The 26274-nt window shown below is 55.1% G+C and carries 20 protein-coding genes and 1 pseudogene; 14 read left to right on the forward strand and 7 right to left on the reverse strand.

Annotation, left to right across the window (positions count from 1 at the left end; translation table 11 throughout):
- Positions 1-10 precede the first annotated feature (10 nt).
- From bamB to H7R56_RS06765, 9 genes are all read left to right on the forward strand, one after another.
- On the forward strand, positions 11-1189 hold the full coding sequence (gene bamB / locus H7R56_RS06730) for an outer membrane protein assembly factor BamB (RefSeq protein WP_106924103.1): 1179 nt from the start codon (positions 11-13) through the stop codon (positions 1187-1189).
- Positions 1190-1378: 189 nt separating this feature from the next.
- Positions 1379-2857, forward strand: a complete 1479-nt coding sequence (gene der / locus H7R56_RS06735; protein ID WP_106924104.1) for a ribosome biogenesis GTPase Der — start codon at positions 1379-1381, stop codon at positions 2855-2857.
- Positions 2858-2928: 71 nt separating this feature from the next.
- Positions 2929-3051, forward strand: a complete 123-nt coding sequence (locus H7R56_RS27850) for a hypothetical protein (protein ID WP_264991542.1) — start codon at positions 2929-2931, stop codon at positions 3049-3051.
- Positions 3041-3775: a 5-oxoprolinase subunit PxpA gene (pxpA, locus tag H7R56_RS06740; protein WP_106924113.1), complete on the forward strand. Its 735-nt coding sequence runs from the start codon at positions 3041-3043 to the stop codon at positions 3773-3775. Before H7R56_RS27850 ends, pxpA begins: the two co-directional genes overlap by 11 nt.
- A gap of 132 nt (positions 3776-3907) precedes the next feature.
- Complete coding sequence (locus H7R56_RS06745; RefSeq protein ID WP_106924114.1) at positions 3908-5431, forward strand: EAL domain-containing protein; 1524 nt, start codon at positions 3908-3910, stop codon at positions 5429-5431.
- Between the two features lie 92 nt (positions 5432-5523).
- On the forward strand, positions 5524-5769 hold the full coding sequence (locus H7R56_RS06750) for a DUF2543 family protein (RefSeq protein WP_106924115.1): 246 nt from the start codon (positions 5524-5526) through the stop codon (positions 5767-5769).
- A gap of 45 nt (positions 5770-5814) precedes the next feature.
- Positions 5815-6996, forward strand: coding sequence for a cystathionine beta-lyase (gene metC, locus H7R56_RS06755; protein ID WP_106924116.1), 1182 nt, complete (start codon positions 5815-5817; stop codon positions 6994-6996).
- An 87-nt stretch (positions 6997-7083) separates the two neighbouring features.
- On the forward strand, positions 7084-8175 hold the full coding sequence (locus H7R56_RS06760) for a Gfo/Idh/MocA family oxidoreductase (protein ID WP_106924117.1): 1092 nt from the start codon (positions 7084-7086) through the stop codon (positions 8173-8175).
- A gap of 51 nt (positions 8176-8226) precedes the next feature.
- Positions 8227-8448: a zinc ribbon domain-containing protein gene (locus H7R56_RS06765; RefSeq protein WP_106924118.1), complete on the forward strand. Its 222-nt coding sequence runs from the start codon at positions 8227-8229 to the stop codon at positions 8446-8448.
- 124 nt (positions 8449-8572) lie between these two features.
- On the opposite strand, the gene xseA is transcribed toward H7R56_RS06765, so the two are convergent.
- Positions 8573-9949, reverse strand: coding sequence for an exodeoxyribonuclease VII large subunit (gene xseA / locus H7R56_RS06770; RefSeq protein WP_106924119.1), 1377 nt, complete (start codon positions 9947-9949; stop codon positions 8573-8575).
- Positions 9950-10109: 160 nt separating this feature from the next.
- Here xseA and guaB point away from each other — a divergent pair, with 160 nt between their 5' ends.
- The 3 genes and pseudogenes from guaB to H7R56_RS06785 all read left to right on the forward strand — a co-directional run bounded on the left by guaB (position 10110) and on the right by H7R56_RS06785 (position 13636).
- Positions 10110-11576 carry an IMP dehydrogenase gene (gene guaB / locus H7R56_RS06775; protein WP_106924120.1) on the forward strand — a complete coding sequence of 489 codons (1467 nt, stop codon included), beginning with the start codon at positions 10110-10112 and terminating at the stop codon, positions 11574-11576.
- A 69-nt stretch (positions 11577-11645) separates the two neighbouring features.
- Positions 11646-13223, forward strand: coding sequence for a glutamine-hydrolyzing GMP synthase (gene guaA, locus H7R56_RS06780; RefSeq protein WP_106924121.1), 1578 nt, complete (start codon positions 11646-11648; stop codon positions 13221-13223).
- Positions 13224-13397: 174 nt separating this feature from the next.
- Positions 13398-13636, forward strand: a pseudogene (locus tag H7R56_RS06785) (type II toxin-antitoxin system Phd/YefM family antitoxin).
- A gap of 8 nt (positions 13637-13644) precedes the next feature.
- On the opposite strand, the gene H7R56_RS06790 reads toward H7R56_RS06785, so the two are convergent.
- From H7R56_RS06790 to H7R56_RS06800, 3 genes are all read right to left on the reverse strand, one after another.
- The gene (locus tag H7R56_RS06790; protein ID WP_106924122.1) at positions 13645-14952 is read right to left on the reverse strand and encodes an McrC family protein; all 1308 of its coding nucleotides are present in this window, start codon (positions 14950-14952) and stop codon (positions 13645-13647) included.
- Positions 14952-17093, reverse strand: coding sequence for an AAA family ATPase (locus H7R56_RS06795; RefSeq protein ID WP_106924123.1), 2142 nt, complete (start codon positions 17091-17093; stop codon positions 14952-14954). Before H7R56_RS06795 ends, H7R56_RS06790 begins: the two co-directional genes overlap by 1 nt.
- 130 nt (positions 17094-17223) lie before the next feature.
- Positions 17224-18411 (reverse strand): MFS transporter, encoded by a 1188-nt coding sequence (locus H7R56_RS06800; protein ID WP_106924124.1) that lies wholly within the window; start codon positions 18409-18411, stop codon positions 17224-17226.
- A 97-nt stretch (positions 18412-18508) separates the two neighbouring features.
- Here H7R56_RS06800 and H7R56_RS06805 point away from each other — a divergent pair, with 97 nt between their 5' ends.
- Positions 18509-19393, forward strand: coding sequence for a LysR family transcriptional regulator (locus H7R56_RS06805; RefSeq protein WP_106924125.1), 885 nt, complete (start codon positions 18509-18511; stop codon positions 19391-19393).
- A gap of 424 nt (positions 19394-19817) precedes the next feature.
- Here H7R56_RS06805 and H7R56_RS06810 read toward each other — a convergent pair whose 3' ends face one another.
- Positions 19818-20021, reverse strand: a complete 204-nt coding sequence (locus H7R56_RS06810) for a YfgG family protein (RefSeq protein WP_106924126.1) — start codon at positions 20019-20021, stop codon at positions 19818-19820.
- 352 nt (positions 20022-20373) lie between these two features.
- Between H7R56_RS06810 and H7R56_RS06815 the strand changes: the two genes are divergently transcribed.
- The gene (locus H7R56_RS06815) at positions 20374-22659 is read left to right on the forward strand and encodes a sensor domain-containing phosphodiesterase (RefSeq protein WP_106924127.1); all 2286 of its coding nucleotides are present in this window, start codon (positions 20374-20376) and stop codon (positions 22657-22659) included.
- Here the strand turns inward: H7R56_RS06815 and ppx are convergent.
- Together ppx and ppk1 are read right to left on the reverse strand one after the other, a co-directional pair.
- Positions 22612-24159, reverse strand: coding sequence for an exopolyphosphatase (gene ppx / locus H7R56_RS06820; RefSeq protein WP_106924128.1), 1548 nt, complete (start codon positions 24157-24159; stop codon positions 22612-22614). The genes H7R56_RS06815 and ppx overlap by 48 nt on opposite strands.
- Before the next feature lie 3 nt (positions 24160-24162).
- Positions 24163-26223 carry a polyphosphate kinase 1 gene (gene ppk1 / locus H7R56_RS06825; protein ID WP_106924129.1) on the reverse strand — a complete coding sequence of 687 codons (2061 nt, stop codon included), beginning with the start codon at positions 26221-26223 and terminating at the stop codon, positions 24163-24165.
- Between the last annotated feature and the right edge of the window lie 51 nt (positions 26224-26274).

Consider the following 26274-nt stretch of genomic DNA (forward strand, 5'->3'; position numbering starts at 1 on the left):
GAGGGACCCGATGCAATTGCGTAAACTACTTTTGCCTGGACTGCTTTCTGTCACTCTGTTGAGTGGTTGTTCACTGTTTAGCGGCGAAGAAGACGTTGTTAAAATGTCTCCGCTGCCGACCGTAGAAAACCAGTTTACTCCGTCTACCGCTTGGGACGTTTCGGTGGGTAGCGGGATTGGCGATTTCTACTCCAACCTGCATCCGGCCTATGCGGATAGCGTGGTCTATGCCGCTGACCGTAAGGGCATCGTGAAAGCGATGAACGCGGATGATGGCAAAGAAGTATGGTCCGTCAATCTGGCGGAAAAAGACGGCTGGTTCTCTCGTAAACCGGCGCTGCTCTCCGGTGGCCTGACCGTTTCCGGCGGCCACGTTTATGTCGGCAGCGAAAAAGCGCAGGTTTATGCGCTGGATGCGGGCGACGGTTCTATCGTCTGGCAGACCGCCGCGGCGGGCGAAGTGCTTTCTCGTCCAACCGTGAGCGATGGTCTGGTGCTGATCCATACCAGCAACGGCCAGCTGCAGGCGCTGGATGAAAACAGCGGCGTCGTGAAGTGGACGGTAAACCTGGATATGCCAGCGCTGTCTCTGCGCGGTGAATCTGCACCGGCTGCAGCTTACGGCGCGGCGATTGTTGGCGGTGATAACGGTCGCGTGAGCGCGGTCCTGATGCAGCAAGGTCAGCTGATCTGGCAGCAGCGTATTTCTCAGGCCACCGGCTCCACGGAAATTGACCGTCTGAGCGACGTGGACACCACGCCGGTCATCGTCAATGGCGTGGTTTATGCCTTAGCCTACAATGGTAACCTGACGGCGCTGGATCTGCGCAGCGGTCAGATCATGTGGAAACGCGAGCTGGGCTCGGTGAATGATTTCATCGTCGACGGCAACCGTATCTACATCGTCGATCAGAACGATCGTATTCTGGCGCTGACCACCGACGGCGGCGTGACGCTGTGGACGCAGAGCGATCTGCTGCACCGTTTACTGACCTCGCCGGCGCTGTATAACGGCAGCCTGGTGGTGGGCGATGCCGAAGGCTACATGCACTGGGTTAACCCGGAAGACGGGCGCTTCCAGGCGCAGCAGAAGGTTGACAGCTCAGGCTTCCTGACGGATCCGGTTGCAGCCGACGGTAAACTGCTGATTCAGGCAAAAGACGGCACGGTGTACGCCATTACGCGTTAATCCGGCTGTGTTGATTCAGCGATGGACGGCTCCTGTATGCTCAGGGGCCGTTTGCTATTTTTATTAGTACTGATTTCTTGCCCGATGGCGCTTCGCTTATCGGGCCTACCCAGACAGAGTAGGCCGGGTAAACGATGCATCGTCCGGCAACGCAGATTGTCACAAATTTTGAGTATATGAGGCTTTAACATGGTACCTGTGGTCGCGCTTGTCGGGCGCCCTAATGTTGGAAAATCCACGCTCTTTAACCGCCTGACGCGCACTCGTGATGCGCTGGTTGCGGATTTCCCGGGTCTGACTCGTGACCGTAAGTACGGTCGTGCTGAAGTTGAAGGGCGTGAATTTATTTGTATCGATACCGGCGGTATCGACGGCACGGAAGAAGGCGTCGAAACGCGCATGGCGGAACAGTCGCTGATGGCGATTGAAGAAGCCGACGTCGTGCTGTTTATGGTTGATGCGCGTGCGGGGCTGATGCCGGCGGATGAAGGCATCGCTAAACACCTGCGTTCACGCGAAAAGCCGACCTTCCTGGTGGCTAACAAAACCGACGGCATCGATCCGGACCAGGCGGTGGCCGACTTCTGGTCGCTGGGTCTCGGTGAAATTCACCCGATCGCCGCTTCTCACGGTCGCGGCGTGACCAGCCTGCTGGAGCAGGTGCTGCTGCCGTTCGTTGACGACGTGAACCCGCCGGAAGAGGTGGATGAAGACGCCGAATATTGGGCAAAATTTGAGGCTGAGCAGAACGGCGAAGCGCCTGAAGAGCCGGAAGACGATTTTAACCCGCAGGATCTGCCGATTAAAATCGCTATCGTGGGCCGCCCGAACGTCGGTAAGTCAACGCTAACTAACCGTATTCTTGGCGAAGACCGCGTGGTGGTGTACGACATGCCGGGCACTACCCGTGACAGTATCTACATCCCGATGGAGCGCGATGAACGTGAATACGTCCTCATCGACACCGCAGGCGTGCGTAAGCGCGGTAAAGTCACCGATACGGTGGAGAAATTCTCGGTTATCAAAACATTGCAGGCCATTGAAGACGCTAACGTCTGTCTGCTGGTGATTGATGCGCGGGAAGGTATTTCTGACCAGGATCTGTCGCTGCTGGGCTTTATCCTCAATAGTGGGCGCTCACTGGTTATCGTCGTCAACAAGTGGGACGGCCTGAGCATGGAAGTCAAAGAGCAGGTGAAAGAAACCCTCGACTACCGTCTGGGCTTTATCGACTTTGCTCGCGTGCACTTTATTTCTGCGCTGCACGGCAGCGGCGTGGGTAATCTGTTCGAATCTATTCGCGAAGCGTATGACAGCTCGACCCGTCGCGTGGGTACCGCGATGCTGACCCGCATCATGACCATGGCCGCGGAAGATCATCAGCCGCCGCTGGTACGTGGCCGCCGCGTGAAGCTGAAGTATGCCCACGCCGGTGGTTATAACCCGCCGATCGTGGTGATTCACGGTAACCAGGTAAAAGATCTGCCGGATTCATACAAACGCTACCTGATGAACTACTTCCGTAAGTCGCTGGATGTGATGGGTACGCCTATTCGTATTCAGTTCAAGGAAGGTGAAAACCCGTATGCAAACAAACGTAATACGCTGACGCCGACCCAGATGCGTAAACGTAAGCGCTTGATTAAACACATCAAGAAAAGCAAGTAAGCGTTGAATCAATATCACAAGAAGCCCGCGTAGCGGGCTTTTTTTATGGGCGCACGGCGGTCGCCAGGAAAATGATGATGAGGCATTATCACACCGCAGCGATCTGCTATAGTCGAACGGCAATCGACGTGCATAGCGATAGCGTCGATTCTCACCCGGCTAAAGGTAAAGAGCGGCTCTACGATGATGATTGATTTAAACGCCGATCTCGGCGAAGGCTGTGCGAATGACGGTGCGCTGATGCCGTTGATTACGTCCGCCAATATTGCCTGTGGCTTCCACGCCGGTGATGCGCAGACGATGCGTCAGAGCGTGCTGCTGGCGCAGCGGTATGGCGTGGCCATTGGGGCCCATCCCAGTTTTCCCGATCGGGAAAACTTTGGCCGCACCGCTATGCTGTTAGCGCCTGACGTTGTCTACGCCCAGATGCTGTATCAAATTGGCGCGCTGGCGGCCATCACGCGCGCGCAAGGCGGGACGATATCTCACGTTAAGCCTCACGGCATGCTCTACAACCAGGCGGCTGCGTCACCGGCGCTTGCCGACGCCATCGCCAGGGCGACAAAAGATATCGATTCTGCGCTGATGCTGGTAGGGCTAGCGGGCAGCGAGCTCATTCGCGCGGGAGAACGTTACGGCCTGACCACGCGGGAGGAAGTCTTCGCCGACCGTGGTTATCTGGCTGATGGCTCGCTGGTGCCACGCCACGAGCCAGGGGCGCTGATTCAGGATGAAGAAGAAGCGGTGACGCGCACGCTTGAAATGGTGCTGAACGGCCGCGTGAAAAGCCGTGACGGTATCTGGACGAAGGTAAAGGCGCAGACGGTCTGTCTGCACGGCGATGGTGAACAGGCGCTGGCCTTTGCCCGACGGCTGCGTGCGGCCTTTGACGCCCACCGGATTGAGATACGGGCCTGAAGCCATGCATGGCGTTAAATAGGATTGGGTGATGGCGATATCCGATTCTTTCAACCATGATTTTGGTATTCGCCGCTGTTAGCGAACAGGTGTCAGCAGGAGGAAATCGCTTCTTTCGCCCGGGACGTCACTATGCGCAACGCACTTCTGCCCACAATCGCCGCGGTCAGTCTTTTTCTGACCGGAGTGTTTATTTTGAATACCCAACTCTGGTTTTCCTCGCGCGCTGAAAGCCTCAGCGGCGCGCAATATGCGGCAAAGAGTATCAATCTTATTCTGGATGAAGCGGCACGGGCGACTCAAACGGCGATGAATATCGCGGCGACGGGATGCGATCTGGATGGCCAGTATCGGCTTGGCATTGATGCCGCGCTGGAACCGCATTTACGTACCGTCGTCATTATCAAACGGGGAGCGGTGTGGTGTTCGTCGCTACCGGGTAACCGCATTATGCTCTCGACGGTCCCGCCGTTATCGGCAAGCCATTTGTTGCTGGCGCCCGCCGTCGACATGGCGAACGGGCAACCGGTGCTGATCTATAACACGCAATTTGACGATAGCCATATTCTGGTGACCATCAGCGATCGGCATATTCGCAGCGCGCTCAGCGTACCGCTAAAAGGGGTCAACTATGCCCTGAGGGTGAACGATGCCGCGATTGGCGTTTCTGATGATGTGACGGCGCTAGCGGGCAACCTAACCTATAACGCGCAGGTCAATTCCGAAAAATATCCTTTTAGCATTGTCTACCGTCAACCGCCGCTATGGAGTCTGCAACGGCTGATCGCGCACGGGCTGGGCATTCTGTTATTTCTGCTGTTTATTTCCATCGTGACGGCCTACGTCCTCAATAAATACCTTAATAAAGACGTGACGCCGGAAGAACGGCTACGTCGGGCGATTCGCCGCGGCGAAATTGTTCCTTTTTACCATATGGTGGTGAACGGCAGGGAGGGGACGCTGCGCGGCGTTGAGGTCCTTGCGCGCTGGAAGCATCCGCGTGCGGGGTATCTCTCCCCGGCATCGTTTATTCCCCTGGCAGAGAAAACCGGGCTGATCGTCTCGCTGACGCAAAGCCTGATGGCGCAGGTGGTCGCTAACATGAATGCGATCGCCGTCAAGCTGCCGGAAGGTTTTCATGTCGGCATTAACTTCAGCGCATCGCATATCTCGCGACCGGATTTTGTCGACGAGTGCCTGCGGTTTAAAGAAAGCTTCTTGCGTCAGGATCTTAACCTGGTGCTTGAGGTGACCGAGCGTGAACCCCTGCACGTTGATGAAGCGTTAATACAGACGCTGAATACGTTGCATAAAGTGGGTTTCGTGATCGCCCTGGATGATTTCGGTACCGGGTACTCGGGATTGTCATATCTCCATGATTTACATATTGATTATATTAAAATCGATCAAAGTTTTGTCGCCCGGGTCAACGAAGACCCGGATTCGACGCGGATCCTCGATTGCGTGCTGGATCTGGCCCGTAAGCTCTCGCTCAGCATTGTGGCCGAAGGCGTTGAAACAAAGGCGCAGCTCGACTACCTCAACAAAAACGAGATTACCTTCCAGCAGGGATACTATTTCTATAAGCCGGTTAAATTTACCGAATTTGTGAAAATCCTGCTGTCAAAACCGAAAGTGAAGGTGAACGTGGAGTAAATCCGCGGCGAGTATGCAAACGGCCGTTGACCTCGTAGCGCTTAACGTAGGATAGTCACCGTTTTGCAGGCATTCATTCCAGGAGCTGTGTTATGACTAACGAAATCCCGCTGAAATTTTATGACATCGTCGATGAATATGCGACCGAAGCCGCTCAGGCCGTCGGCGATGACGAACGCGACGCGCTGGCGCACTATTTCCAGCTGCTTATTACGCGCTTAATGAACAACGAAGAGATCAGCGAAGAGGCGCAGCAGGAGATGGCCGTTGCGGCGGGCATTAAAGCACAGCGTATTGATGATATTGCAGAATTCCTCAATCAATGGGGTAACGAGTAACGCTATTTCGCGTCGGCACGGCCGCTGAACGGTACGAGGTAAGTTATGGGACATCGCTCCACTTCCGATTTAAATATCAGTACGCAGCTCACTCAGCTTGGTCGGGATACCACCCGCCAGGCGGGGTTTGTTAATGCGCCGATTTATCGCGGCTCAACGGTGGTTTTCCCGACGGTTGACGATCTGGAACATAATCGCGCCGAGTTTAGCTACGGCACGATGGGAACGCCGACCATCGCCAGTCTGGAAAACGCCTGGAGCGCGCTGGCGGGGGCCGCCGGAACGGTGCTGTCGCCATCGGGGCTGGGGGCGATTTCTCTGGCGCTGCTGACCACGCTGAAAGCAGGCGATCACCTGCTGATGCCCGACAGCGTGTACCGCCCGACCCGCAACTTCTGCGCCGGTATGCTGGCAAAAATGGGGATTGAAACCACCTACTACGACCCGCTGATCGGGGCCAATATCGCTTCGCTCTTCCGGGCGAACACGACCACGCTGTTCCTTGAGTCTCCCGGTTCGCAGAGCTTTGAAATTCAGGATGTTCCGGCGATGACGCGGGCGGCGAAAGCGCGGGGGATTGCGACCATCATCGACAATACCTGGGCGACGCCCATTTTCTTCCGTGCCCACGAGCACGGCTGCGACCTCGCGCTTGAGGCGGGAACGAAGTACCTCGGCGGTCACTCTGATCTGCTGATGGGTCTGGTCTCGGCGAATGAAGCCTGGTGGCCCCAGCTGCGAAAAACCTACGACCTGATGGCGATGCTGCCCGGTGCTGAAGACTGCTTCCTGGCGCTACGCGGGCTGCGCACGCTGCATCTGCGCGTTAAAGAAGCTGAACAGCGCGGTCTGGAGATGGCGCGCTGGCTGCAAACGCGGCCGGAAGTGATGAGGGTGCTGCACCCGGCGCTGCCTGAATGCCCGGGCCATGAGCTCTGGAAGCGCGATTTCACCGGTTCTACCGGGCTGTTTTCGCTGGTGCTGAAGCCGGAGTTCACCCGTGCGGGCGTGGCAAACATGTTGGATCATATGCGTATTTTTGCGATGGGCTATTCATGGGGTGGTTTTGAAAGTCTGATTATTCCCTTCAACTGCGCGGACTACCGCACCGCCACGCGCTGGCAGCCTGGTGGGCTGACGTTGCGTATTCAGGTCGGGCTGGAAGACATGGACGATCTGAAAACCGATCTGGCGGCTGGGTTTGAGCGCCTGTGCGCCGTGCGATAACCGCAATACGCCATCGCGGACAATTTTCTGCGCTGGCGCTTCATGCATAATGCCGCTATCTCGTTTTCCTGCACATGAGTCGATGCGATGAATATTGGATTTGTTGGCCTGGGGGCGGTGGTTGAGACGGCGTATCTCCCGGCCCTGAAGGCGCTGTCGCTGCCCGTCACGGCGCTCTGGGGCTATGACCGCAACCCGCAGCGGTTGCTGCCGGGCGTGACGCCCTGTGATTCTCTTGTCGCGCTGCTGGCGCAACCTATTGATACGTTGTTTATTACCACCGTTTCGCTTCAGCATCTGCCGGTGCTCGAACAGGCGCTGCGTTCGTCGATTCCGCGTATTGTGGTGGAGAAGCCGATTGCCGCCACGCTGGCTCAGCTTACCGACCTCCGCCGCCTGCTTATGGTGCCGGAAAACGCGTGCCGCGTGCTGGCGTTGGATCACTGGATGGCCCGTGATGGCGCGCTGTGTCTGGCGCAGGGAAATATGGACGCCCGCTGGAGTCCTGAACGCGGCGCCGCGATTGGCCGAGCGCCGGTCGCCTCGCTGGCCGATATTGTCAGCCTTGATGGCTTTCTGCTGGAGCCGAGTGGCTTTAACGCCGCCGGTGAGCCGATCGCGCTGAATTTTGCCACCGGCGAGCCCGATACCCGCCAGCTACGCCACCCTGACGGCGTGATTGTCGACATTGGCACTCATGTGCTGGCGATGATGCGTGAGACGGTGCGCTATCTCGGCGGTAGCGATGAGATCCAACTGGTGGCGGAACAGGTGAAAGACCGGCTGGGGCGGCCTATCGTGTATGGCGATACCGAAACGGCGGAAGGGGAGGCGCACCTCAAAGGCACGCTGGGCCATATTCCGGTTAACCTATGGCTGAACAAATACGCCGGGCCGGGCGTTGAGCGCAAAGGGATCCGTATTTATCTGCGCGATGGACGTATTATCAGTCAGACCCGTGCCCCCGGTGGTGAAAGCGTGGAGCTGATTGATGGCGATCGCGTGATGCGCTGGGCGCGACCGGGTGCCATTTATGCGCACTGTCTCGCAGAGCAAATCCTCGGCAAGCGCAGCCTGTTTTTCCGCGCGCCGGATGAAGTGGCAAAACTCACTCAGCGGCGCATGGCGGAAGTGGAGACGCTTTTACGTATCCAGCAGCAGCTACGCGGGGAACATTGAGCGGTGAGTCGTGGTAAAATAGCGGCACAAGAACCGCGTTAAGGAGTCGTCATGGAATTCATCTGCCCAACCTGTCAGTCCTCGCTGGAGGTGCTGGGTAACCAGGCACACTGCGACCACTGCGAGAAAGATTTTACGCTGGAGGCGCGCTGCCCGGAATGCCACAAACCGTTGGAGGTGTTGAAAGCCTGCGGCGCGGTGGACTACTTCTGCCAGAACGGCCACGGCCTGATATCGAAAAAGCGGGTGGAGTGGGTGCCGGTCGGCGAATAATTTTACGGTGGTAGCACGTTTAGGCCTGGCGGCGGTTGCGCCTTACCCGGCCTACGTGCGTTTGTGCCCGACGGTAGGCCTGATAAGCGAAGCGCCATCAGGCATTGGCCTTATCATCGGCCTCTTACAACGCTTTTTTACGCGCTCGCGTTTTCTTCTGTGCGGTGACCGTGCGGATTTCACTTTCTACCCAGCCGTCTGCCAGACGCGTAGTCAGCATCTCTCCCGCCTTCGCCTGCTTCGTTTGCTTCAGTACTTTGCCATCGCTGGCGGTCGTGACGCTGTAGCCACGGGCAAGCGTAGCCAGCGGGCTGACGGCTTCCAGATGGGTGACCGCATTGCCAAAGCGCTCGCGCTGCTCGCTTAGCCGCGCGCGAATATTTTCCGCCAGTCGATACTCCAGCTGTTGCACCCGTGACTGCGCGCGATGAATGCGCGGCTGCGGGTTCTGCTGGTTCAGCCGCTGTAGCATGCGCTGCTGGCGCTGATTGGCTTGCTTGATCTGATTTTCCAGCGCGACGCTCATGCGCTGACGCAGCCTTTCCAACGTTGTTTGCTGGCGTGCCAGACGCAGCTGCGGGTGCTGCTGCTGAAGCCGATGCTGAATTTGCGTAAAGCGGCGGTGGCGATTCGCCAGATAATAATCCATCGCCATTTCCAGACGCTGCTGCGCATTTTGCACCTGACGCAGCAGCTCCTGCTGGTTACGGCTGACGATTTCCGCCGCCGCCGACGGCGTTGGCGCGCGCAGATCGCCGACGAAATCGGCGATGGTGACATCGGTTTCGTGGCCGACGGCGCTGACCACCGGGATGCGGCTGGCGAAAATCGCCCGCGCCACCCGTTCGTCGTTAAAGCTCCACAAATCTTCCAGCGAGCCGCCGCCGCGCCCGACGATTAATACGTCACACTCGCCGCGGGCGTTTGCCAGCTCAATAGCGCGCACAATCTGCCCCGGCGCATCGTCGCCCTGCACGGCAGTGGGGTAAATTACCACCGGCAGCGACGGATCGCGACGCTTAAGGACGTGGAGAATATCGTGCAGCGCCGCGCCGGTTTTCGAGGTAATGACCCCGACGCAGTGGGCCGGGGAGGGCAGCGGCTGTTTGAACTGCTGGTCGAACAAGCCTTCGGCCTGTAGCTTCGCTTTGAGCTGTTCATATTTTTGCTGCAACAGCCCTTCGCCCGCAGGCTGCATACTTTCGACGATAATCTGGTAGTCGCCGCGCGGTTCGTACAGCGTAATGTTGGCGCGCACCAGTACCTGCTGCCCGTGCTGCGGGCGGAAGGTGACCCGACGGTTGCTGTTGCGGAACATCGCGCAGCGTACCTGGGCGTTATCGTCTTTTAAAGTGAAGTACCAGTGGCCGGAAGAGGGCTGGGTAAAGTTAGAGATCTCGCCGCTTATCCACACCTGGCCCATCTCGCGTTCGAGCAGCAGGCGCACCGACTGATTCAGGCGGCTAACGGTAAAAATTGCGGGGCTTTGAGAAGATAACATGTGAGCGGGATCAAATTCTAAATCAGCAGGTTATTCAGTCGATAGTAACCTGCTGCCGGGTGAGTGCAAGCCTTTTATGCAAAAAAGTGTGGATGCAATCGCTTACGCTCTGTATAATGCCGCGGCAATATTTAATAACCTCCCAGGTGAGATATTGCCCATGCTACGTATCGCAAAAGAAGCCCTGACGTTTGACGACGTCCTCCTCGTTCCCGCTCATTCTACCGTTCTGCCGAACACGGCTGACCTTAGCACTCAGCTGACCAAAACTATTCGTCTGAACATTCCTATGCTCTCTGCGGCAATGGACACCGTGACTGAAGCGCGCCTGGCAATTGCCCTGGCACAGGAAGGCGGCATCGGTTTTATCCACAAAAATATGTCCATCGAGCGTCAGGCGGAAGAAGTTCGCCGCGTGAAAAAACACGAGTCCGGCGTCGTGACCGACCCGCAAACCGTGCTGCCGACCACCACCCTGGAAGAAGTTAAAGCGCTGACCGAGCGTAACGGCTTCGCGGGCTATCCGGTTGTGACCGAAGACAACGAACTGGTCGGCATCATCACCGGCCGTGACGTGCGCTTCGTGACCGACCTGAGCCAGCCGGTGAGCGTTTATATGACGCCGAAAGAGCGCCTGGTTACCGTTCGTGAAGGTGAATCACGTGAAGTGGTGTTCGCTAAAATGCACGAACGTCGCGTGGAAAAAGCGCTGGTGGTTGACGATAGCTTCCACCTGCTGGGCATGATTACCGTTAAAGACTTCAAAAAAGCCGAACGTAAACCGAACGCCTGTAAAGATGAAAAAGGCCGTCTGCGCGTTGGCGCTGCGGTGGGCGCGGGCGCGGGCAACGAAGAGCGCGTTGATGCGCTGGTTGCCGCTGGCGTTGACGTGCTGCTGATTGACTCCTCTCACGGCCACTCTGAAGGCGTGCTGCAGCGCATTCGTGAAACCCGTGCGAAATACCCGGATCTGCAAATTATCGGCGGTAACGTGGCGACCGGTGCGGGCGCTCGCGCGCTGGCTGAAGCCGGCTGCAGCGCAGTGAAAGTCGGTATCGGCCCGGGTTCCATTTGTACGACTCGTATTGTGACCGGCGTCGGTGTACCGCAGATCACTGCCGTTTCCGACGCGGTTGAAGCGCTGGAAGGCACCGGTATTCCGGTTATCGCCGACGGCGGTATTCGTTTCTCCGGTGATATCGCGAAAGCGATTGCCGCGGGCGCTGCTGCCGTCATGGTTGGCTCTATGCTGGCGGGTACCGAAGAATCCCCGGGCGAAATCGAACTGTATCAGGGGCGTTCTTATAAGTCTTATCGCGGTATGGGTTCTCTGGGCGCGATGTCCAAAGGTTCTTCTGACCGTTACTTCCAGAGCGATAACGCCGCGGACAAACTGGTGCCGGAAGGTATCGAAGGCCGCGTAGCCTATAAAGGCCGCCTGAAAGAGATCATTCACCAGCAGATGGGCGGCCTGCGCTCCTGTATGGGTCTGACCGGTTGTGGTACCATCGACCTGCTGCGTACGAAGGCTGAATTCGTGCGTATCAGCGGTGCGGGTATCCAGGAAAGCCACGTTCACGACGTGACCATCACCAAAGAGTCCCCGAACTACCGTCTGGGCTCCTGATTAGTTTCCGCGCCCGGTTCTGAACCGGGCGTTTTGTTTTTGTTTCACTTGCCTCGGAATGATCGTCAAATGACAGACAATATTCATAAACATCGCATTCTTATTCTCGATTTCGGATCGCAGTACACCCAGCTGGTAGCGCGTCGCGTACGTGAACTGGGCGTTTACTGTGAACTGTGGGCGTGGGATGTTACTGAAGCACAAATCCGTGAGTTCAACCCGAGCGGTATCATCCTCTCCGGCGGCCCGGAAAGCACCACCGAAGCAAACAGCCCGCGCGCGCCAGAATACGTGTTCAATGCAGGCGTTCCGGTATTCGGCGTGTGCTACGGCATGCAGACCATGGCGATGCAGCTTGGCGGCCACGTTGAAAGCTCCACCGAGCGTGAGTTCGGCTATGCGCAGGTTGAAGTGCAGACCGACAGCGCGCTGATCCGCGGTATTGAAGATGCCCTCACCGCCGACGGTAAACCGCTGCTCGACGTGTGGATGAGCCACGGCGACAAAGTGACCGCGATCCCGGAAGGCTTCGTCACCGTTGCCAGCACCGAGACCTGCCCGTTCGCCATTATGGCGCACGAAGAAAAACGCTTCTACGGTGTGCAGTTCCACCCGGAAGTGACCCATACCCGTCAGGGCCTGCGTATGCTGGAGCGTTTTGTACGCGACATCTGCCAGTGTGAAGCGCTGTGGACCCCGGCTAAAATTATCGACGATGCCGTTGCCCGCATTCGCGAGCAGGTTGGCGACGATAAAGTGATCCTCGGCCTGTCCGGCGGCGTAGATTCCTCCGTAACCGCAATGCTGCTGCACCGTGCGATCGGCAAAAACCTGACCTGCGTATTCGTGGATAACGGTCTGCTGCGCCTGAACGAAGCACAGCAGGTCATGGATATGTTTGGTGACCACTTCGGCCTGAATATCGTTCACGTTGAAGGTGAGCAGCGCTTCCTGGATGCGCTGAAAGGCGAGAACGATCCGGAAGCGAAACGTAAGATCATCGGCCGCGTATTCGTTGAAGTGTTCGACGAAGAAGCGCTGAAGCTGGAAGACGTGAAATGGCTGGCGCAGGGCACTATCTACCCTGACGTGATCGAATCTGCCGCTTCCGCTACCGGTAAAGCGCACGTCATCAAATCTCACCATAACGTCGGCGGCCTGCCGAAAGAGATGAAGATGGGTCTGGTTGAACCGCTGCGTGAGCTGTTCAAAGACGAAGTGCGTAAGATTGGTCTGGAGCTGGGCCTGCCGTACGACATGCTGTACCGTCACCCGTTCCCGGGGCCGGGTCTCGGCGTTCGCGTGCTGGGCGAAGTGAAGAAAGAGTACTGCGACCTGTTGCGTCGCGCGGATGCTATCTTCATCGAAGAACTGCACAAAGCCGACCTGTACAACAAAGTCAGCCAGGCGTTCACCGTATTCCTGCCGGTCCGTTCCGTTGGCGTCATGGGCGATGGCCGCAAATACGACTGGGTTGTTTCCCTGCGTGCGGTAGAAACCATCGACTTTATGACCGCGCACTGGGCACACCTGCCGTATGACTTCTTAGGCCGGGTGTCTAACCGTATCATCAACGAAGTGAACGGCATTTCCCGCGTGGTGTATGACATCAGCGGTAAGCCGCCAGCGACGATTGAGTGGGAATAAGCTGATAACCCTTCCTGAGTTTTCAGGCACAGGTAAACGTAAATTAAACCCTCTGTTTTTACAGAGGGTTTTTATTTATCTGCTTTCCCGGAAACGTGGAGTTGTGTGAATCTTTGTTGGTGTTCTAAATATAGTCTCTATTAAAACCGATGCATGACATTCGGCGGACCCATTATGAAAATCGAGACAATCAGCTACGTTAAAAAAACGCAGCAACGCTTGATCTGTCAGAACCCATCCTGGTGACACAAAATGGTGTGCCTGCTTATATCATAGAGTCTTATGATCAGCAGCAGGAGCGGGAAAACGCCATTGCTTTGCTGAAGTTGATTACTCTGTCAGCGAAGGATAAAGCCGAAAGGCGCGTCTTCTCAAAAGAGCAGCTGCTGTTTAAACGTCTGACCATGGCCTGATAACCCGTTCAGTTTAAAAACGCCGCCGAAATTAAATCGTACAACCGCTTGATAATCGTATTTTCATCATGCGCGAGTTCAACGCTTGCAACCGTTAAGCGCTTCTCTCCGGCCAAAATTCTATAGCCGGCCGTTAACTCGTGGTTGCCCAACCGATTATGGTGGGGGTAGAGGAGTATAAGTTCCGCACAATCATATATCTGGCCATAAGCCATCATCTGATAGACATCAGCTTGTAAGACACCGCTTTTAGGATCGTCAATATTGCTCCTGATACATTTCCATTTCGTATCGATGATCACCCTATTTTTATTGCTTTGTTTGATGAGAAGATCGGGTTTAGTCTGAAAACAGGCCTTGCCATCTTCTTTCTCTTCAGTCAGGCAAAACAAGCGACCGCCTTGAGCGTAGAGCGTCCAGTCACGACCGTGGATAGCCTTCCTGGCGAGTGCTGCCACATAGCTTTCAAACAGATCGTTCATCGGGAAAAGTAGCGTGAACCCGGTTTGCGCGCGTCTGTCGTGGTGAGTAGCCTGCCAACTACGATTCAGGAATAAGCGTGCAAATTCGTAAAGCGTTCCCCAACGCCGGTTGGTCCTGTCGATGTTGACCTGTGACCAGGGGAGTTGGCTAAGCGATACATCACTGATATCTGCAAACAGATAATGTAGTTCATTCAGTCGACGGATAGTTTCGGTTGCGTGAGCATAACTGCGCAGCATGATGACGCACGATTTCATAATACGAAGTAGCGCAGTATCTGCTGACAGCGTGTCGTAGCGGCAAGCAAGTCGGTCAGGCCGCACGGAAAGAGTGGTAAATTGTCGGGTGACGTTGAGCCGCCCCTTCAGTGCGGACAGGTCGTCTTCTTGTGCCATATAAGCGTGCGGTAGCCCACGCTTAACTTCTGTTAATAATCGATCGGCGAACAGACGTATAAGGATATCGAGTAGGGTACTGTTTTGCCGCGCCATCGTTGCAACTTGCCCGTGCCCAAGTTTAAGCCCGAGGGCCACGTCGAGCATGCGAATAAGGCGGCTTCGAATTGCGGTGTCCGATTCGTTAGCCTCGTTATCTATCTTGGGTAAAATCTCCAGGCTGCATCCCGGCGCGGCAATCACGCCCACCATCTGGCCTGCAAAAATTTTGCTATGCCGATCGATTAATATGTTGGTGCCATGCTTATTCGCTAAAGGATGCGCGCGCGCGACTGCGAGCAGGAGATTGGCCTGAGCGCGAGTAAAAGTATGGCATTCTCCTTCATCCTGCGTACCAACAGAAACGCTGCCCCATTCATGGACGGTCAAGTGCGTCATTATTCTTTGCCATTCGCCATTAATGAATCCTGGTCAGATATCGGTTGGGCATGACCCTCTAGTTGCTTAAAGGCATTTTCCTTAAATGTCGGACGTACCGACCAACTAAGCATTTTCTCACCATCAATTCCTGGCGGTGGTGTGATGGATTCATTTTGAATAAATCCATCGCCGAGTACTGTTGATATCCGGCTCCAATCGTCAAAGAAATACTCTTGCAAAAGAGGTATGACTTTATTGCGCATGACTTCTTCAATCTGAAACTTGGTTTTACAATGCATAAAGAATGCATGGCCTATACGATGTTCACGATCTACCAGATATTCGATTCGACGATTAATTGTTGTTAGAACGGCGCGCAGATTGATGTTTTCTACCACGCCCAGGAGGTCTGCTTCGGGAGCCATTTCGCGAAAATTGAATCGGCGTCTGAGAGCGGTATCGAGTAAAGCGATTGACCGATCGGCGGTGTTCATTGTGCCAATAATATGCAGATTAGCGGGGATACCAAAGTCTTTCTTTTTCGAATAGGGCAGGGTTACGGTGAGCGCGTTGGTCATGCCAAGACGCTTGTCTGGTTCCAATAGCGTAATTAATTCACCAAATACCTTTGAGATATTTGCTCGGTTAATTTCATCTATAATCAGGACAAACTGCTCCGGCTTTACTGGCTCGATCGATTTATACTCGGGTTCTTCATTGACGTTGATCAATCTGCTTAAGCCTGCAATGTTCACCCTTCTGGCTGGCAATGAATACAGCGTCCGCATGGTAAATTTGCCTTCGACAATGGTGTCGAGGGGAAGCGGATCGTTGAGTGTCAAAAGCCAGCGGACACGACGGCGATGCGCATAGTAGCCTTCGGCTGAAGGAACGAAGTAATAATCACCAGTCACTTCAGCGATAGCCCGAAAAGCTGTATTTCCATATGGCACGATGACAATGTCACCGACTTTCATTTCGCTACGGAAGGGGTAAGTTTGCGTCCAGTTACTTGGCGTTTGATTGCCTGGATTTTGTTTGAGCCATTCATCTTTTATCGCGTCGAAGGATGAAAATTTCTCTGCGCTCCAGTCTATTGCGCCTCCCCAGCCGAGAGCAATGTAGCCATTTGCCTGCGCATCCTCATAGACATCGTCTTCGGAGCCAATCGTACCTTGCGCCATTTTCCAAAAATGACGACCTTTTAGATCAAATTCCGATGTATGTTGAAGGGGGCGCTTTCGGGTTCGGGCCTGATCGGCAAGGGCACAAATTTCCCGGAATATGCCTGGAACGGGAACAAGTCGAAATCCCGTTGATAAGGTTTCATCGCCATCAGTTTCGGGGCGAAGCCCTTCGACGAAAGTTTCATAATCATAGCTTTGATGGAAGGTGACGAAACTGATGCGCTTTTCAGCCATCAATTCGTTGTAGCGGTCCATTAATTCCTCTCGTCCCTCTGGCGTCAACGGATAGTCGGCCGTCCCATCGCAAAGTGCTACGGCTTCGCGGGCTGTATTATAGGTTTTCCCTGTACCCGGTGGGCCATAAAGAATGAGGTTTGTTGGATTTGATGGTTCCTGGGACACGGTTTCCTCTCCTTCCATGAGTATAAATGTTATTTTTTTTGCGGCTTCATCCATTAGCGGGGCGGGCACATTCGCTAGCTCCTGGAATTCGCTGTTTGCCAATGTCTCGCAGATATCTGTCCAGCTCATACTCATATTCATTTCACTATTGAGAGCATCAGTGGCCATTACCACAGACTTCTCACCGCGTTCACGCGCAGGTGCTATGTAGTGATGACGGACATAGTCCCATATTCGATCGGTTTGGGAAATATCACCACTAAGGAATCGACCGTATTGCCCCAGCCAGCTATTCCAACTGACTAATCTGTTGAGCGGGTTTTTTGATTCAGGCATTAAGATGCGATATTCATAGCCACCGTTTTTTGCATTGTTACGAATTTGCTTGATGCGTTCACGTAATTGAGCAAAACCATCCGCTTTATAGGCCTCATTGAGGTCGTTGTATGGGGAACCTAATGCCGCAAGGTTTTTCTCAATCGTTTTTATCGCGTAAACTCGAGTATTTCGGGCAGATAACGCTTGGGCTCCTCTGGCCTCTAGCCATTCACGATATTCAATTTCAAGCATAACTTCCGTCCTTCTGTTCAATTTTAAGGCATAGATTCTTATCTATATTGAGGACTGTGCGGTGGTCAAGGACACTCCGCTAAGATCTCACCCATCTCTTCTTATGCAATTTGCAGCCCGCTAAAGGTCATCAGGAATAGGGTGATTTATCACACGTTTTTGTGCTGTGAGCAGTCTGGCACAGCGCAATGGTCACCGCCAGCGCGAAGACAACCAGCGCCAGCACGGTGGAAACGTGAAGGCTGCCGCGAATCCCAATCGTCTGGTTCAGCCAGGCGTAGGCAAAGGGCGAGATGGCGGCCAGCAGTTGGGCAGGAATCAGCAGGACACCGGTGCGTCGGGCATAATCTTCGGCGGCGAAAAGCTGAAGTGGCAGCGTGGCCTTAAACACCGTGGTCAGGCCGTTGATCGCCCCATAGCCAAAGATAAACCCCCCCGCGGCCCAGGCAATATGCGTGCTGCTGATACCGAGGGCAAAGCACAGCGGGATAAATAGCGTGGTGAGCAGCGTCAGTTTGATTGGCGTAAGCGCCGACCCTGAGGCGACTTCCAGAAAGCGTGCGCCGGTCTGCCCGATTCCCCACAGTATGCCCACGGTGATGGGAAGACCGTGGCTCGCAATAAACTCCGGCAGATGGGTTGAGGTGCCGTTGGAAATAAAGGTCACCAGCGCAATCAATACGGCATACAGCAGGCCCATTCGCCGGTCCTGAGAAGAAATTGATGCGGATTGTCGCGCGGGCGTCTTCGGTAGCGTTTGGTTTGGCATTCGCCACAGCAGCAGGGCGCTGATGAGCCCCAGCAGGCTATAAACCAGCAGCGCATGGCGCCAGTCGGTCAGAATTAACAGTGCGCTGCCCAGCGGCCAGAACAGCGCCGAGGCCAGCCCGCCCGCGAGCGTTACGCGAGAGATGGTTGGCCTGGCCCGATGGCCGTAAAGATTCACCAGTGCGGCGAACAGGCCGTCATAGAGCGCCAGACGCATCCCGATGCCGGAAATAAACCAGACGCAATACCAGCCGGCCAGGCTATGCACGACAGACATCGTCAGGCAGCCCACGGCAATCAGCAGCGTACCGCCCATCACCACGCGCTGGCCGCCAAAATAGGCCAGCAGGCGGGCAACCCACGGCGAGAATAGCGCCATCGTGAGCATCGCCAGCGTGAGCCCGCCGTAGATATGCGTGGGCGGCCAGCCGGTGTCCTGAGCAATAGCCCGGGCAAAGGTACCCGGCATATAAAATGAGATTCCCCAGTTGATCATCTGATTGACGCCGGCGGCGAGGGTAACGGAGAACGGTGCGGCAGGTGTTTTCATTATCTTCTCGTGAGTGATGCTGTTGCTGGCAGCATAACGCGCGCGCTATTGTGCAGGCAGAGCCCTTTGTTTATGACCCTGATAAGAGAAACTTTGCATGACGACGCTGAATCTGGGAAATCTGGCTACCTTCCGTCTGGTGGTGCAGCGCGGTAGCTTTTCTGCCGCTGCCGACCTGCTGGGGCTTTCGCAGCCCGCGGTGAGTTTACAGGTGCGCCAGCTTGAACAGTTTTTACAGGCCAGGCTGATTGAGCGAACCGGGCGCGGCATCAAGCCGACGGCGGCGGGGATGGCGCTGTTAAAACACGGCGAACGGATTGAACACGCGGTGAACGAGGCGCTTCTGTCGGTTAATGAATGCAGCGACAGCGTAAATGGCGAGGTTTCATTGGGCACCGGTGCCACCGCGTGTATTCATCTGCTGCCACCGTTGTTGCAGCAGCTGCGCGCTCGCTATCCGCAGCTGACGGTGAGAGTGACCACCGGTAATACGCCGGATATCGTGCGCGCAATTGACGAAAACCGGCTTGATATCGGGCTGGTGACGCTTCCCGCTGGTGGCCGGAGTCTGGAGGTGATGCCTGCGCAGCGTGAGGAATTCGTGCTGATTATGGCCGCCTCCTCGCAGGCGCCGCTGGCAGAGGCGACGCCCGAGGTGCTGCGGGCGCTGCCGTTGATTGCCTTTGAAGCGGGCAGCGGAACGCGTGATTTGATTGACGGCTGGTTCCGGCTTGCGGGCGTCGAGGTGCGGCCTGTAATGCAGCTTGGCAGCATTGAAGCCATTAAGCGAATGGTGGTGGCGGGTCTCGGCTACAGCATTATTCCCCGTATGGCGGTCGATAAGCCCCGCGATCGCGAAGGTCTGTACGTGTGCTCACTTGCACCGTTGTTGCACCGGCAGCTGGCTATCGTGATGCGTCAGGATAAGCTTCTCAGCAAGGGGATTGTCGAGGTAATGCGTTTATTGCAAAGCGAGACGTAATATCCGCAGAGCGGAATGATTTTCTTTTACGGCAACTTTCCGGCTACCTAAAATAACTTTTTTCACCGATTCGGCTTCTCTTTGGATACGGGTTTAAACATAATGAAAAGCAGGGTGATAGTCTCTTTATAAAAAAGTCACGCAAGAAAATATATTCTGAATATAGATAAATGATGGATGTATTTAATTATTTATATTCACGTAGGATATTAATTGTGTCGGATTTATGGACTTGACATTTTTTGCTGATTTATCAAATGTGTAAAAGTAAAGTACCCTTAACAGAAAAAAACATTCTGGGGCGAACGATGATGCACACAACGAGATAAGCAGCGAAACAGCGTAGGGCGAAGGACTGTGCAGATCCCTTAGCGGATGGTTAAATGCGATGGCTTAGCCATCCGCTAAGGAATCTTACGGGCGGTTAACGATCGTCGTTCTGGGCCGCAGGCGTCGGCTGCGAAAGGCTGCTCTGCTGGGATTCTTTTTTGTCCTGGTGGTGATGCCACGCACCGATGGAAGAGTAGACGAAGCGTCCGAAGAAGAAGATAAAACTGATAAGCAGCACGATCCGGGTCATTCGACTGTTAAATCGGTGTCGTTTTCGTAGGCTGGTAACCTGGCTCACAAAGGGGTCCTTTAGTCATACCCATAGACGGGCGATGGTTACATTAAGGCACAGAGTAGCGCAGGGGTCAATTGCGGAATATGTAAAAAACCGTCAGGCAAAACATTAATTAATGTTATATAAGATATTATACGTATTCACAAAAACAAATTAAGAATCTGATTAGCGCCAAGAAAGCGTGATTTAATGTTTCCATGTACGCGGTTTCTTGATTCACATCAAGCTGCATTCGCTATCGACAACTAGAATCTTCGCCGTACCCGCGAATTATCTCAATTCGTGGATTTTTTAAGCCAGGTTGGATGCCTGTCTGAAAATACCCAGCTGGATTTGGGGTATCTATAGAGCATCTATGAATTTCTGTAAAATATATAAGCAATATCGCGATTGTTGGTGGTGTCTGCCGCTGATTTTGCCGCTGGTGATATTGCCAATAATTAAATTTGCTAATACGTATACTTATGTTGGTGGCGGAAAAACCTACCTTTATTATCTGCCGTTGCCATTTCTGTTGTGCATGATGCTGTTTTTTGGCTGGCGCGCGCTGCCGGGTATCATCGCTGGCGTGGGGCTGTATTTAACGCGCGACCTGCACATTGTCGAAGAGATTGGCCTGACGCTGCAGTTTCTGATTCCCACGCTGATTGCTTGGGGCGGTTACCATTATTTCCACAGCGGGCGGAAGATGGTGTCGCACGGCGACATGCAGCTAATGGCACACCGGCTGTTCTGGCAGATGTTTGTCCCCTCGACGCTGTTTATGTTCCTGATACAGTTCACATTGTATATCGGCGTCTATCCGAGCCTTAGCGATGCTCAGTGGACCTCACCGCTTACGCAGCGTAACCTGATCAACTACCAGGCGCTGCTGGTGGGCTATTTGACCGGCGTGCCGCTCTGCTATTTGCTGATTAGGCTTATTCGTAACCCTTATTATCTTCGGAGCTTTATTTCTCAGGTTCGCCGCGATTTCGACCCTAAAGTCACGTGGCCGGAAATGGCGGTATGGTGCGGCGCGGTTGTGTGGATTTTTTCCATGCTGATGATACCGCTGGACAACGCCAGCACCATTTTCAGCACAAACTACACGCTCTCGTTGCTGCTGCCGATCATGCTCTGGGGCTCCATGCGTTTTGGCTACCGTTTTATTTCGGTGGTCTGGACCATTATGCTGATTGTGGCCATTCACTATCACTACCACTATGTGCCGCGCAGCGCGGGCTACAGCGTTCAGCTGGCGATCACCTCGTCCAGCTTCCTGGTGTTCTCGTTTATTATTGCCTACATGGCGATGCTCTCAAGCCGCCAGCGCGCGATTCACGAGCGGGTACGACGGATGGCCTTTATCGACCCGGTGGTTAATCTGCCCAATATGCGGGCCCTGAGCCGGGCGATTAGTCACACGCCGTGGTCGGTGCTCTGTTTCCTGCGTATGCCGGATCTCGAGATGCTAACGCGGCATTACGGCATTATGCTGCGCATCAACTACAAACAAAACCTGGCGGAGTACCTGAGCGAAGTGCTGCGCCCGGGCGAAGGTGTGTACCAGCTGAACGGCAGTGAGCTGGCGGTGCTTCTGCATACGGAGTCTTACAAAGAGCGTATTGACGATCTCTATGCGCACCTCAAGCTGTTCCGCTACAGCTGGAACGGGATGCCGTTACAGCCGCAGATCGGCGTCAGCTACTGCTACATTCAATCGCCGGTGGCGCATCTTTCGTTGATGCTGGGAGAACTGAATACGGTGGCTGAACTGTCGCTGGTGACCGATCGTGCGGAAAACCTTCAGCGTCGCGGAGCGCAGCATCTGCAGCAGGAGCTAAAAGATAAAATCGCGATGATGGTCCGCGTCCAGCAAGCGCTGGAGAACGATCGCTTTCGCCTGATGGCGCAGCCGATTGTCGGCATCCGCGGCGATGACTATCACGAAGTGCTGCTGCGTATGCTGGGGGACGATGACGAACTGATTTCGCCGACGCTGTTCCTGCCGGTGGCGCATGAGTTTGGTATGGTGTCGCGTATCGATCTGTGGGTGCTGGAGAATACGCTGCGCTTTATGGCCAGCCACCGCGAAAGTCACCCGGGGATGCGTCTGGCACTGAATCTTGCGCCCTCCACGGCGAGCGGGCTGGGGTTTGCCCGACGGGTTGCCGAACTGTTGGAACAGCACGGTATTGAGGCGTGGCAGCTGGTGTTTGAGATCACCGAAAGCCATTCGTTGGTCAACGTTGAGCAGGCGCGGCGCACGCTGAGCGAACTGCGGGAGCTGGGCTGTCGGGTGGCGATCGATGACTTTGGTACGGGCTATGCCAGCTACGCGCGGCTTAAGCACATCAGCGCCGATATTCTCAAAATTGACGGCAGCTTTATTCGCAATATTGCGACCAGCAGTCTGGACTACCAGATTGTGTCGTCAATTTGCCATCTGGCGCGGATGAAGAAAATGCGCGTAGTCGCTGAGTACGTGGAAAACGACGCTATTCATCAGGCGGCGATTGCGCTGGGCATTGATTATCTGCAGGGGTACAGCATTGGCAAGCCAGCTCCCCTGGAGGAGCTGGCGGCAGTGAAGACAAGCGAAAACGTGGAATCAAGCCGCGACAGTTTCGTCGGGGGCTCGCTCCTCGGTGATTTTTAACAGCCAGCCGGTAACGCTTTCCCAGTATTCCTGCTCTTTTTCCAGATCGAGCAGGACCAGCGCGTTGTGGGTAAACCAGTCATACGGGAAGCACAGCGTCCAGTGGTTCGCTTCGGTCGTGAGCTTCAGCGTTGGCGGCGTCGTTGTCGCCTGACGCTGGTTGTTTAGCAGCACGCCCAGGCGCAGCAGCTGGATCATCGGCAAGAACTGTTTCTTCTTAAACAGCGTAAAGCGCGGCAGCTCGTCGAGCTTAATCGCTTTGCGGTGGAAGCGCACCAGCGTCGCCATCAGGTACTGCTGTTCCTGATTAAAACCGGGTAAGTCACTGTTTTGCAGAATATAGGCCGAATGGCGGTGCATGCCGCTGTGGTTAATATTCAGCCCCACTTCATGCAGCATGGAAGCCCACTTCAGTAGCGCATTGAGCTGCGGATTGCCCAGCTTGGGGTTCTGTTCCAGCCACTGGTCGTACATTTGCATGGTGGTTTCCAGCACCCGCTGGGCCTGCTCGCGATCGATGTTGTATTGGTTCGCCAGGCTTTGGGCGGTGCGGCTACGCACGTCCTGGTGGCGAAAGCGGCCTTCCATTTCGTACAGCACGCCTTCGCGCAGCGCACCGTCGGATAAACGCAGCTCTTTTATCGCCAGCGCGTCGAAGACGCCGCAGAGAATCGCCAGGCCCGGCACGAAGACGCCTTTACGCTCTTCGGACAGCCCCGGCAGGCTCAGGCTGCTGAAGTTTTTGAACTTCAGCACCTCTTCGACCAGCCTTTCCAGGCGCTCCGGGGTGATAAACCCGTCTTTTTCGCCCATCTCAACCAGCACTTCATGCGCGGCCTTAATGGTGCCGGAGGCGCCCATCGCGACGCTCCAGCCTTGAATACGGTATTGCCATGCCAGGGTTTCCAGCTTCTGCACCGCCGCCAGGCGTGCGCGCTGGAAGTTTTCGCGGTTAATGGTACCGGCAAGGAAGAACTGTTGGCCGAAGCTGACGCAGCCCATGCGGCGGCTTTCTACCAGCTTAGGCTCGAAATCTTCGCCAATGACCAGTTCGGTTGACCCGCCGCCGATATCAATCACCAGCTTACGGCCTTTTTCCGGCTGTGTGTGCTCGACGCCCATGAAAATCAGACGCGCTTCTTCGTTCCCGGAAATAATCTCGATGGGATACGGGATAACTTTTTCCGCCCGCTTGAGGAACTCGGTGGCGTTAGCGGCCTGACGTAACGAGTGCGTGCCCACGATACACACGCTGGACGGGGAGAAGCCCTGCAGGCGCTCGGCGAACAGCGACAGGCAGCTCAGCCCGCGTTCCATGGCCTCTTCGCTCAGCATGTTGTTTTCATTCAGACCATCGGCCAGATGGACGCGCTGCTTCAGACGGCCGATGATCTGCATCGCGCCGTCGACCACGCGCGCGATGACCATGTGAAAACTGTTTGAACCAAGATCAACCGCCGCAAACTCCTGCGGCCGGGGTGCTTTGCTTGTTATTGGCATAGGTTAGTCAGGTTGTTCAAGTGATTTGAGGTAATCGTAAATCGCCTGCTGCGCGCGGACCTTGCGTCGGTTGCCGCGCGGAACATAGCGATTACTCAGTTCTTTATCGATAAAGCGGGCCTTTACCGTGTCGCTAAACAGAATATCAATAATATCGAGGATCCGTTGCTTCAGACGCGGGTCGAGCAGCGGCGTCGCCACTTCGATACGGTAGTCGATGTTACGGGTCATCCAGTCAGCGGAAGAGAGATAAACGCGTTTATCGCCGCCGTTCTCAAAAATATAGACGCGATCGTGCTCAAGGAAGCGATCGACAATGCTGATAACGCGAATATTTTCGCTGATCCCTTCCAGTTCGGGAATTAACGAGCACATCCCGCGGATCAGCAGGTTCACCTGGACGCCGGTGCTGGAGGCGGCATACAGGCGATCGACCAGCCCTTTATCTACCAGGTTGTTAAGCTTAAGGGTGATCCCGGCCGCCATGCCGTTCTGGGCGTTGGCAATTTCGCGATCGATCATCTCGTACAGCAGACGACGCGAGTTCTGCGGCGACACCAGCAGATAGTCGAAGTTGACTGGGCGATACGGGTTCTCGATAAAGTTAAACACCCGGCGGACTTCGTTGGTGATGCGCGCGTCGGCGGTCAACAGCGAGTAGTCGGTATAAATACGCGCAGTTTTTTCGTTAAAGTTACCGGTGCCGATGTGGGCGTAGCGCACCACGTCGTCACCTTCTTTACGTGATACAAGGAACAGTTTGGCGTGAATTTTCAGCCCCGGCGCGGAGAAAATAACGTGCACGCCCGCTTCGGTGAGGCGTTTCGCCCAGTGGATGTTGGCTTCTTCGTCGAAGCGAGCCTGTAGCTCAACCACCACCGTGACTTTCTTACCGTTGTGCGCGGCGTGGATCATGGCATCAATAATGCGCGAGTCTTTGGCCACGCGGTAGATGTTGATTTTAATCGCCAGTACGTTGGGGTCGAACGAGGCCTGACGCAGCAGCTCCAGTACGTGCTCGAACGTGTGGTACGGATAGTACAGCAGCACGTCGCGCTCGCGGATAGCGTCAAAGCCGTTGCGGAATTTATCGAACCAGACGTGACGCAGGCGCGGCAGCGGCTTGTTGACGAGGTTAGCTTTGCCGACGTTCGGGAAGCCGATAAAATCTTTAAAGTTATGATAGCGGCCGCCCGGCACGATGGAATCGTAGCGGGAGATCGTCAGCTTTTTACGCAGCATTTCGACCATGGCGTCCGGCATATCACGCTGATAAACAAAGCGCACCGGCTCGGCGGTCAGACGCTGCTTGAGGCTCGAGGACATGAGCTCCATCAGGCTCGACTCCATCTCGTGCACCAGGTCGTACTCGGCGTCACGGGTCATTTTCATGGAGTAGGCGTTGAGGGCATCGTAGTCGAAGAAGCCCTTAAAGATATCGTCCAGGCAGTAGCGCAGAATGTTATCCAGCAGGATCATCGGCTTACGGCGGCGTGGGGTTTCCGGCGGCAGATTAACAAAGCGTGGAACTTTGTCCGACGGAATTTCCAGCAGCGCGTAGTTGATTTCGTCGCCGCGAATGATTTCGACCGCCAGGTAGGTGTAGTCATCTTTAAGGAACTGCACCAGGTCGGTTTCGCGGTTCAGCAGAATGGGCGTGATGTGCTGGCGCAGGTGCTGTTTGAAGTAATGGCGCAGCCAGCTCTGTTGGTTGACGGACAGCTGGCGTTCGTTAATCAGGAAGATTTGGTTGCGCGCCATTTCCAGCAGCAGCTCGTTGTACAGACCGTCGAACTCCTGATCGGCCTTCAGCACCCGGGCCTGGATTTTGCTCAGCAGATGGCGGGAATGCGTGGTCGTACCCTGTTCTTCGCTAATGATGATGCGGCGCTTCAGCTCGGCAAAGCGAACCTTATAGAATTCGTCGAGGTTGTTGGAGTAGATCCCCAGAAAACGCATGCGCTCAATCAGCGGGTTACTTTTATCTGCCGCTTCCTGAAGGACGCGCTCGTTGAAGGACAACCAGCTCAGTTCTTTTTCGATGTACAGTTTTTCCTGACCCATTACTACTCACACTCCGGTTAATTCACGGGACGCGGCAAAGTCGTCTTGCTG

This window comes from Klebsiella sp. WP3-W18-ESBL-02, assembly GCF_014168815.1.
Lineage (GTDB): Bacteria > Pseudomonadota > Gammaproteobacteria > Enterobacterales > Enterobacteriaceae > Kluyvera > Kluyvera ascorbata_B.

Excerpts from the sequence above, each read along its gene's own strand:
- H7R56_RS06745 (WP_106924114.1), top strand. The coding sequence starts at position 3,908 with ATGCGCAACGCACTTCTGCCCACAATCGCCGCGGTCAGTCTTTTTCTG.
- H7R56_RS06800 (WP_106924124.1), bottom strand. The coding sequence starts at position 18,411 with ATGAAAACACCTGCCGCACCGTTCTCCGTTACCCTCGCCGCCGGCGTC.
- H7R56_RS06765 (WP_106924118.1), top strand. The coding sequence starts at position 8,227 with ATGGAATTCATCTGCCCAACCTGTCAGTCCTCGCTGGAGGTGCTGGGT.
- ppk1 (WP_106924129.1), bottom strand. The coding sequence starts at position 26,223 with ATGGGTCAGGAAAAACTGTACATCGAAAAAGAACTGAGCTGGTTGTCC.
- H7R56_RS06750 (WP_106924115.1), top strand. The coding sequence starts at position 5,524 with ATGACTAACGAAATCCCGCTGAAATTTTATGACATCGTCGATGAATAT.
- guaB (WP_106924120.1), top strand. The coding sequence starts at position 10,110 with ATGCTACGTATCGCAAAAGAAGCCCTGACGTTTGACGACGTCCTCCTC.
- H7R56_RS06760 (WP_106924117.1), top strand. The coding sequence starts at position 7,084 with ATGAATATTGGATTTGTTGGCCTGGGGGCGGTGGTTGAGACGGCGTAT.
- der (WP_106924104.1), top strand. The coding sequence starts at position 1,379 with ATGGTACCTGTGGTCGCGCTTGTCGGGCGCCCTAATGTTGGAAAATCC.
- H7R56_RS06795 (WP_106924123.1), bottom strand. The coding sequence starts at position 17,093 with ATGCTTGAAATTGAATATCGTGAATGGCTAGAGGCCAGAGGAGCCCAA.
- metC (WP_106924116.1), top strand. The coding sequence starts at position 5,815 with ATGGGACATCGCTCCACTTCCGATTTAAATATCAGTACGCAGCTCACT.
- H7R56_RS27850 (WP_264991542.1), top strand. The coding sequence starts at position 2,929 with ATGATGATGAGGCATTATCACACCGCAGCGATCTGCTATAGTCGAACG.
- H7R56_RS06790 (WP_106924122.1), bottom strand. The coding sequence starts at position 14,952 with ATGACGCACTTGACCGTCCATGAATGGGGCAGCGTTTCTGTTGGTACG.
- xseA (WP_106924119.1), bottom strand. The coding sequence starts at position 9,949 with ATGTTATCTTCTCAAAGCCCCGCAATTTTTACCGTTAGCCGCCTGAAT.
- H7R56_RS06815 (WP_106924127.1), top strand. The coding sequence starts at position 20,374 with ATGAATTTCTGTAAAATATATAAGCAATATCGCGATTGTTGGTGGTGT.
- pxpA (WP_106924113.1), top strand. The coding sequence starts at position 3,041 with ATGATGATTGATTTAAACGCCGATCTCGGCGAAGGCTGTGCGAATGAC.
- guaA (WP_106924121.1), top strand. The coding sequence starts at position 11,646 with ATGACAGACAATATTCATAAACATCGCATTCTTATTCTCGATTTCGGA.
- ppx (WP_106924128.1), bottom strand. The coding sequence starts at position 24,159 with ATGCCAATAACAAGCAAAGCACCCCGGCCGCAGGAGTTTGCGGCGGTT.
- H7R56_RS06805 (WP_106924125.1), top strand. The coding sequence starts at position 18,509 with ATGACGACGCTGAATCTGGGAAATCTGGCTACCTTCCGTCTGGTGGTG.
- bamB (WP_106924103.1), top strand. The coding sequence starts at position 11 with ATGCAATTGCGTAAACTACTTTTGCCTGGACTGCTTTCTGTCACTCTG.